The following is a 7398-nucleotide window of genomic DNA, read 5'->3' as shown; positions in this document are numbered from 1 at the left end:
TACGAACGCAAACCCAGCCACTACCTCGCCTTCCTCGCCCTCGGCGCCGCCATCACCTGCTACAAGAAACTCACCAAATGAGACATGCTCTTAGGTGTGGCTGTGGCTTTCGGCGGAAACTCGCCGTGCTCGAGGTAGTGGGTACCGGTCGCGGTCAGCTCGGCGGACCAGACGTTGTCTCGCTTGCTGACCTTGACCAGTCGCCGATCCTGCAAGGCTCTCGCGGTGGCCTTGTGACCGTGTCCGGTCATCGCGCCGTCCGGGCAGCCGTCCGCGATCCAGCGGAGTACTTCAAGCTGTCGTTTGTTGAGCGGGTCCGTTAGCCGCATCAGGCTATTTTGACAGGCGGTACCGCTATTGTCCCGCCGTTTCCGTGAAGGCTATTGGAAATCTCTGTCTGATCAGCCGCGGAGCGCACCGAGGGTGTTTTCGAGTGTGCCGGTGACGTATTCAGGGGTACCTGGGCCGCAGGCGATGGCGACCTCGCCGCGGGGTCCGTCGAGCAGGTAGGTGAGAACTCTGCCGTGGTCGAGGCTGTCCACTGCGGTCAACGGCATGCTGGCGCTGCGGGTACCGCCGGGCCGGGCGGCGACGAACAGTTGGTGGCTGGCGGCCCTTCGCGACTCCATCAGGGTGCGGAGTTGGTCCGCGGGGGTGGTGACGGTGTAGTCGCTGCTGGTGTCCAACGTGTACGAGTCACTGGCCCCGCCCCGGTCGTATTCGGCTTTCGGGACGGTGAATTCGTTGATCGTGGCCGCTGGGAAGTCGGGCAATTGTTCGACGACCGCGCGGATCAGTTGGCTCGCACCGATCGTCGTCAAAGTGAGCAGGTCGTTCTCAACGGTGGCGAGGACCGCGTGGCGGCCGGTGCGGACCGCGAGCGTCGCGCGGTCCCGGTCTCCGCCGATGAACCAGCCGTAGCATTCGGCCTCGGCGTTGGCGACTGCCAGCATCAGGTCGCGGAACTCGGCGGTGACCCTGTCGGCACGCAAGTCGTAGAAACCGGGCTCGGCCAGAACTTGACGGGTCAGGGCGTCCAAACGCATGGCGGCCTCGTTTTCGACCCACACATCCACGACGCCCATCACCGGATGTGCCGGGCCGATTCGTTCCCACTCCCAAGCTTTCGCGACCGCCAGGCGCGGGACGGTCACCGGGGCGTCGAGCAGCATCACGTTCTTGTTCCCCCCTTGCCGCCGTTCGATGCCGGCTATTCGCCGATGACCGGCGGCGTCGCTCTGCCGTCGTAACCGAACAACGAGTTCGGGTCGGCTTCCTGCAGGTAGGACGCGGCCTTCTTTTCTTCGTCCTCTTCGCCTTTGCCGCCTTTTCCCGCGCCGCCGGCCATGGGCATGCCGTTGGTTCCTTTGGCACCGGGCGCGCCGGTGCCCTGTCCGCCGCGCATCCCGCGATCCGGTTCGCTGAACCGGTTGGCTCCGGTCGATTTCCCGGCCTCTCCGGGGCCACCCGGTCCGCTGCCTCGCACGGAGGTGCCGGGGCGGCCGCCGCCAGCGCTTGGTGTTCCTCCGCTGGGTCCGAAAGGCCCAGGCATACCGGTGAGGCGGCCGGGATTGTGGTCGCTGCTGGAACCGCCGGGAACGTAACCGGAACTGGAGCCGCTGGGCCCGAACTGCGCCGGGGTGTGGTCCACGGCGGGGGAACTGGGCGGGACATAGCCGGAAATGCCGGTGCTGTCGTAGCCCTGAGAGGCCGGGGGCAGATAGGCCGGAGGCTGACGGTCGCCGGGAACGGTGCTGTGCCAAAGCGGCGTCGTGCTTGGTCCGGGAGGGGCCGCTGCTGACGAGCCGGGCTGGTCGACCGGCCGGTAGGCGTCGGGTCGGTGGACGGGCGTGGAGACCTGTTCCCGGTGGTGCTCTGGTGTGTCGCTCTGACCGGGTTCCTGCGCCGGCGCCAGGCCGTAGGTGCCGTCTGAGGAATCGGGGACCTGTCCGTAGTCGATGGGCATTTTCTGAGCGTGGCCGTCGCTGGTTCCGGTGAACCCCTGATACACGGTGTTGTTCTGCTCGACGGCCGCGTTGCGCGCGTTGATCTTCTTCTCGTTGTCGGTGTCCCAGGGGGTGAGCACGTCCCATGCGGAACGGCTGGGCGGGTCGTCGGAGACGTCGTGCAGCGAATGTCGAGTCGAGGTGAACGCGTGCGACTGGTCGGCGAGCGTGGACTGGCTGTCGTGCAGTGCCATCGACGCGGACGCCGCGACATCCGCCAGCGGGCGCAGCGATCCCCTCGCCGCGTCTCCGCTCTGTCCTGACCAGGCGCTTTCCAGACGGCCCACTGTGGTCAGGGTGTCGGATTCGATGCCGTGCTGCTCGGCGGACTGGAGTGCCGCGGTGTGCTGTGCCCGTCCGAGACTTTCCGGCCCGGGGCCTGCTTTCACCCGTCGCACGAGTTCGCCGGGCAGGATGATGAGGCCTTCGGCCTGCATTTGCTTCAGGACCGCCAGGTACGCGTCGGTCAACGACGACATGCTCAAGCGCCGCCCTTCAACGTGGTGACGGCCAGGTTGGCGACGTGCTGGGCGTCCTGGCAGGGATCGGCGCTCTTCCCCGCTTGGGAGTCGGCCAGTTTCACATCTACCTCGAAAGCGGCGTCGTCGGCGATGCCGATCGCGACGCTGCAGCGGCCGGTTGGCCGGTCGTCGGTCGGCCCGTACGCCACCGCGGGGTAGCCCTGCACGGGTGCGAGTTCTTCGAAGAAACCTTCGTTCTTCTTCGCGTAGACGTGGCCGAGACCGTCCTTCCACGCGTACACGAGCTGCACGCTGATGCCCGAGCCGCGGCTCGGGTTCGACCACCGGCATTGTCTGGCGACCCCGGTGTCCTGTGACGGCTGCACGTCAGGCGATACGCCGGAGAACAACGTCTTCACCTGTGCGTCGGTCAGCACCTTGCAGGGATCGCCCTGGACGAGAGACGCCGGCAACGGACTCTCGACCTTGGGAGCTCCTGAAGAGGGTTGCTGGGTGTCGCTGCCCGGCGACCCGGTGCTGGGCAAGGGATCGGGTTTTCCCCCGTTTCCGCCGCAGGCGGCCAGTCCGGCGGCCAGCAGCAGAGCGAGCAACGGAACGCGGAAACGGATCGAACGCATCAGAAGTGTCCCTCGCCCTGCTTGCCGATATCCCGGCCGGCCCGCTGGTCGTGCGCGTCGTGGATGCCCAGCGCGTCCTTCATCTTCTGGATGATCGAGCCGAGATACGCGCTTTGCCGCATCAGGTGGCCGCGGTAGTAGTTCCCGGAGTTGTTGCTGGCGTCGGTGTTCCGCAGTGAGGCCGGGTCCTTCCCCGGAGGGGTAATGGTCCACATCGGGACGGCCTTGTCGATCTGGGAATCGATGCGCGTCTGCAAGTTTTGCAGGTTCTTGAGTTCGGTGGTCATGGCGTCCCTGCTCAGGTAAAAGCCGGGTGCGCCGCCACCGGAGGAACCGCCACCGCCTCTGGACGTGCCGTCGGCGAGGAAAAACCGTGCCCCGGCGAGTGCCCCGATGGCACCGGTACTGCCTGGTGGTGTCGCCTGCTCAGCCATCTGCATCCTCCCCTTGCGTGGCTGGCTCGAACCCTAACTTCACTAGGCCGAACAGACGGTATTCAGCCGGAAATCGGAATATGCCGCTGAGTCTGAGCGCTGGCCGGGCAAACGACCTCCGATGTCGATTACTGGCATCCGGATAAACCTTTTGGGTGAATGCTTGACTCAGTGCTCACGCGGGTGAAAGTCTTCGCATTTCGCAACATTTTCAGCCAGGTAGTGCTGCCATCGTGGAGACGTGAGCATTGCCGGTATGTATTCAGGACTAGCGTGAATCTCGCGGCTGGGGCTCAGCCGAGCCCGTCCAGGAACGGGCGGTGTGCGTTCTGGAACGCCCACCCGTAATACCGATCCCAGTTCACCGACCAAGTCATCAACCCTCGCAACGCGGGCGACGGTCCGCCGCGCAGCGTGTACGAGCCGCAGCCTGTTCCGTGGGCCAGGCAGGTTGCTGCGGTGTGGACCTCGTCTGGTGAGACGTAGCCGTTTCCTGCGCTCACGGCCGCGGGGAGGCCGACTGCGATTTGGTCTTCTCGCAGGCCGGGGAAGGTTTGGCCGGTGTTGGCGACTTTGAAGCCGGACTTGAGCATGTCGGTCATGGCGATCAGGAAGTCCGCGCCGCCCATGGTGTGGTACTGGTTGTCCAATCCCATGACTGGGCCGGAGTTGTAGTCCTGGACGTGCAGGACCGTCAGCGAGTCGCGCATGGCGTAAATGACTGGGAGGTAAGCGCCCGTGCGGCTGTCGCCCCCGCCGGCGCCTCCGTAGAATTGGTAGCCCACCTGGACGAAGAACGTTTCCGGGGCCATCGTCAGGACGAACTTGGCTCCGTAGCGGGCTTTCAGGGTCTTCAGGGCCGAGATCAGGTTGACGATCACCGGCGTGGTCGGGTTGTGGAAGTCTGTGTCCCCCGAGTTCAGGGAGAGGGACTGGCTTTCGAAGTCGACGTCCAGGCCGTCCAGGCCGTATTTGTCGATGATCGCCGCGACTGAGTTGACGAAGTTGTCGCGGGCGGCGGTGCTGGTCAGCTGGACTTCGCCGTTTTGGCCGCCGATCGAGATCAGGACCTTCTTGCCCTGCGCCTGCTTCGCGCGAATGGCTGCGATGAAGTCCGCATCGCTTTCGACGCCGGGGCATTCGGTGGTCGAGCAGCGGTTGAAGCGGACGTCGCCTGAGGTCACTGACGTTGGTTCGGCGAAGGCCAGGTCGATGATGTCCCAGGCGGCGGGGACGTCGGCGAGCTTCAGGTACCCCGAGCCGTTCGCGAAGCTGGCGTGGACGTAGCCGATCAGTGCGTGTTTCGGCAGGCCGGTGCTGGTGCAGCCGCTGGTGGTCGCGGAAACCGCGGGGGTGTGGGCGGATTCGGCTTTGTCGTTGTAGGAGGTGATCGAGTAGCTGTGCGAGGTGCAAGGGGCGAGGTTGGAGAGCGTCGTGGACGTTCCGGGCACGGTGGCGCGCAGGGTGTTGTCTTCGTAGACGCGGTAGCCGGTCACGGTTCCCGCGGCTGCGGTCCAGTTCAGGGCGATTGAGGTGTTGGTGACGGTGCCGACGGTCGGGGTTCCTGGGACGCCGGGTGCGCCGGGGGTGTCGCTGCCGGGGCCGTCTAGGACAACGTCGTCGGCGTAGTACGTGCCGGCGCCGTACCAGCCGTGCAGATACAGCTCAGCGGACGTCTGGTTCGCGGTGGTGGTGAAGGACAGCGAGAGCTGGCTGTACGCGGAGGCGTTCGTCCAAGTGGAGGAACCGCCGGTGACGCCCAGGTAGACGGGTGAGCCTTGGACCCAGGCGGAAACCGAGTAGGTCGTGCTTGGGCGCACGGACACTGTTTGGGTGCATTGGCCGACGTCGGACGCACCGGGAGTGACGGCTAGGGCGTAGGTTCCCGAATGCACTGGCGTCTTGACGGCGGTGCCTGCCGGGCACGTCCAGCCGGAGGTCGAACCGGCTTCGAAACCGGGGTTGGCGAGCAGGTTCGCCGCCTGTGCTGGGCCTCCGACGACCAGTCCGGCGGCGGCTAGCAGGAGCACGACGAGGAAACGAGCACGCTTCATTGCGGTTCCTCCGGTCTGATGCGACCCCCTGGCAGATATTGTCTAGACCACTCATCAGGTTGTCCAGACCTATTCGACCGACGAAAGTCGGCTTTCCAGGGAAGTAAGCCCTAGGCCGTGCCCTCCGGCATCAGTGCGCGGAGCAGCTCGTGCAGGGACTCCTGCTGGGCCGGGTTAAGCGGCGTCAGCGGGGAGCGTGCGTCCAGGTGGCGCAACGCCTCGGTGCGACGGCGTTTGCCCGCGGGGGTCAGCACGATCTGTTTGGCCCGGCGGTCCGCGGGGTGCGGCTGACGCTGGATCAGCTCCTGCTCTTCGAGCCGGTCCAGGACGAAGGTGGCGTTCGAGGCCTCGCACGCCATTCGGGCGGCCAGTTCGCGCGCGGTGATCGGCTCCGACAGTTCGCGCAACGCGATCACCTGGCTCGGCGTCAGGCCCATCTGCTCGGCTACGCGGCGCACGTGGACGTCCAGCGTGTGCGCGAGGTGGTGGACCAGCTTGCACACGTCGCGGTCCACGCCCGGGGTCCCTGCCATGCGCCCGAGTCTAGCGGAACTGATTCGAGCTGTGATAGTTCTAGTTCGAATCATTCGAACTAGAACTACTGTGGGGTGCCGTGCCGCTCTCGGTTTTTTCCTTGCTGCTCGTTGTCTTCAGCCTCACCACCGGCGAGTTCGTGATCGCCGGAATCCTCCCCGACGTCGCCGCCGGACTGTCGGTTTCGGTGGGGTCGGCCGGACTGCTCGTCACCGCCTACGCGCTCGGGATGATCATCGGCGGGCCGTTGGTCACGCTGGCTACCGCGCGGGTCCCGCGCAAGCCGCTCATCGCCGGGTTGATCGTGGTGTCCATGGCCGGCAATCTGGGGTCGGCGTTCGCTCCGGGCTACGTGCTCGCGGTGGTGTCGCGGTTTGTCGCCGGGCTGGTGGTGGCTACGTTCTTCGCGGTCGCGATCGCGACCGTGGTGTCGATGGCACCGCCGGGTAAAGCGGTTTCGACCATCGCGAAGGTGACCATGGGGTTGAACCTCGGCATCGTCGCGGGCAGTCCGCTCGGCACGGGTCTCGGCCACCATCTTGGCTGGCGGGCGACCTTCGGCGCGGTCGCCGTGGTCAGCGGGATCGCGTTGCTGCTGGTGCTGCGGTTCGTTCCCGCGCAGGCCGCGAGCGGGTCGGTGCGCGGAGAGATGCGGGTGCTGGCCGATCGCGGCGTCTGGCAGGCGATCGGCCTGACCGTGCTCGGCAACGTGGGCGTGGTGACCGTTTTTACGTATATCGCGCCGTTGCTCAACGATGTCAGCGGATTCCGCAGCGATCTGCTCCCGGTGCTGCTGGTTCTGTATGGCGTCGGTGCGGTCGCGGGCAACTACCTCGGCGGGCGGTGGGCGGACAAGGCACTGCTGCCGTCGTTGGCCTGGATGCTGGCCGCGCTGGTCGTGGCACTAGTGGCGGCTTGGCTGGGCAGCCCGGTCAAACCGGTGATGATCGGGTTGGTTTTCGTGCTCGGGATGCTCGCCTTCGGGATCGTCCCGGGAATGCAGGCGCGGGTTATCGCCGCGGGGAGCGGCGCTCCGACCTTGGCGGTGGCGGTCAACGCTTCCGGGTTTCAGTTGGCTGCCGCGGTGGCGGGACTGCTGGGCGGGCAGGTGATCGCTCGCGCGCCGCAATCGATTTATCTGCTGGCCGCGGTCCTCACCGTGGCTGGCCTCGGCATCGCGCTGTACTCGCTTCGCCGGGAGCGGCTGAGTACCGACTCGCGTCGGTAATTCCTCACGATCTTCGGCGTTACAGTGGCCAGGCGAGGGGTCG

The 7398-nt window shown here is 66.2% G+C and carries 8 protein-coding genes; 1 reads left to right on the top strand and 7 read right to left on the bottom strand.

The genetic code is table 11. The features are described 5' to 3' along the window. Positions 1-59: 59 nt before the first annotated feature. From ACZ7SW_RS42955 to ACZ7SW_RS42925, 7 genes are all read right to left on the bottom strand, one after another. Complete coding sequence (locus ACZ7SW_RS42955) at positions 60-329, bottom strand: hypothetical protein (protein ID WP_470236126.1); 270 nt, start codon at positions 327-329, stop codon at positions 60-62. A 72-nt stretch (positions 330-401) separates the two neighbouring features. Beyond that, positions 402-1172, bottom strand: coding sequence for an ESX secretion-associated protein EspG (locus ACZ7SW_RS42950; RefSeq protein WP_470236125.1), 771 nt, complete (start codon positions 1170-1172; stop codon positions 402-404). Between the two features lie 38 nt (positions 1173-1210). Beyond that, entirely contained in the window at positions 1211-2476 is a 1266-nt protein-coding gene (locus ACZ7SW_RS42945) for a hypothetical protein (protein ID WP_470236124.1), read from the bottom strand. Positions 2477-2487: 11 nt separating this feature from the next. Next, entirely contained in the window at positions 2488-3105 is a 618-nt protein-coding gene (locus tag ACZ7SW_RS42940) for a DUF3558 domain-containing protein (RefSeq protein ID WP_470236123.1), read from the bottom strand. Beyond that, complete coding sequence (locus ACZ7SW_RS42935) at positions 3105-3539, bottom strand: hypothetical protein (protein WP_470236122.1); 435 nt, start codon at positions 3537-3539, stop codon at positions 3105-3107. Before ACZ7SW_RS42935 ends, ACZ7SW_RS42940 begins: the two co-directional genes overlap by 1 nt. 293 nt (positions 3540-3832) lie before the next feature. Then, positions 3833-5593: a chitinase gene (locus tag ACZ7SW_RS42930; RefSeq protein ID WP_470236121.1), complete on the bottom strand. Its 1761-nt coding sequence runs from the start codon at positions 5591-5593 to the stop codon at positions 3833-3835. Between the two features lie 110 nt (positions 5594-5703). Next, positions 5704-6126 carry a MarR family winged helix-turn-helix transcriptional regulator gene (locus ACZ7SW_RS42925; RefSeq protein ID WP_470236120.1) on the bottom strand — a complete coding sequence of 141 codons (423 nt, stop codon included), beginning with the start codon at positions 6124-6126 and terminating at the stop codon, positions 5704-5706. An 80-nt stretch (positions 6127-6206) separates the two neighbouring features. On the opposite strand from ACZ7SW_RS42925, the gene ACZ7SW_RS42920 reads away from it, so the two are divergent. Next, complete coding sequence (locus ACZ7SW_RS42920) at positions 6207-7355, top strand: MFS transporter (RefSeq protein ID WP_470236119.1); 1149 nt, start codon at positions 6207-6209, stop codon at positions 7353-7355. Positions 7356-7398: the final 43 nt, after the last annotated feature.

Source organism: Amycolatopsis sp. NPDC114484 (genome assembly GCF_055633755.1).
The sequence above is the reverse complement of the archived record's forward strand: the minus strand, read 5'-3'. Positions and strand labels throughout refer to the sequence as shown.

Coding starts and splice junctions, on each gene's coding strand:
- ACZ7SW_RS42955 (WP_470236126.1), bottom strand. CDS start 329: ATGCGGCTAACGGACCCGCTCAACAAACGACAGCTTGAAGTACTCCGC.
- ACZ7SW_RS42950 (WP_470236125.1), bottom strand. CDS start 1,172: ATGCTGCTCGACGCCCCGGTGACCGTCCCGCGCCTGGCGGTCGCGAAA.
- ACZ7SW_RS42940 (WP_470236123.1), bottom strand. CDS start 3,105: ATGCGTTCGATCCGTTTCCGCGTTCCGTTGCTCGCTCTGCTGCTGGCC.
- ACZ7SW_RS42935 (WP_470236122.1), bottom strand. CDS start 3,539: ATGGCTGAGCAGGCGACACCACCAGGCAGTACCGGTGCCATCGGGGCA.
- ACZ7SW_RS42930 (WP_470236121.1), bottom strand. CDS start 5,593: ATGAAGCGTGCTCGTTTCCTCGTCGTGCTCCTGCTAGCCGCCGCCGGA.
- ACZ7SW_RS42925 (WP_470236120.1), bottom strand. CDS start 6,126: ATGGCAGGGACCCCGGGCGTGGACCGCGACGTGTGCAAGCTGGTCCAC.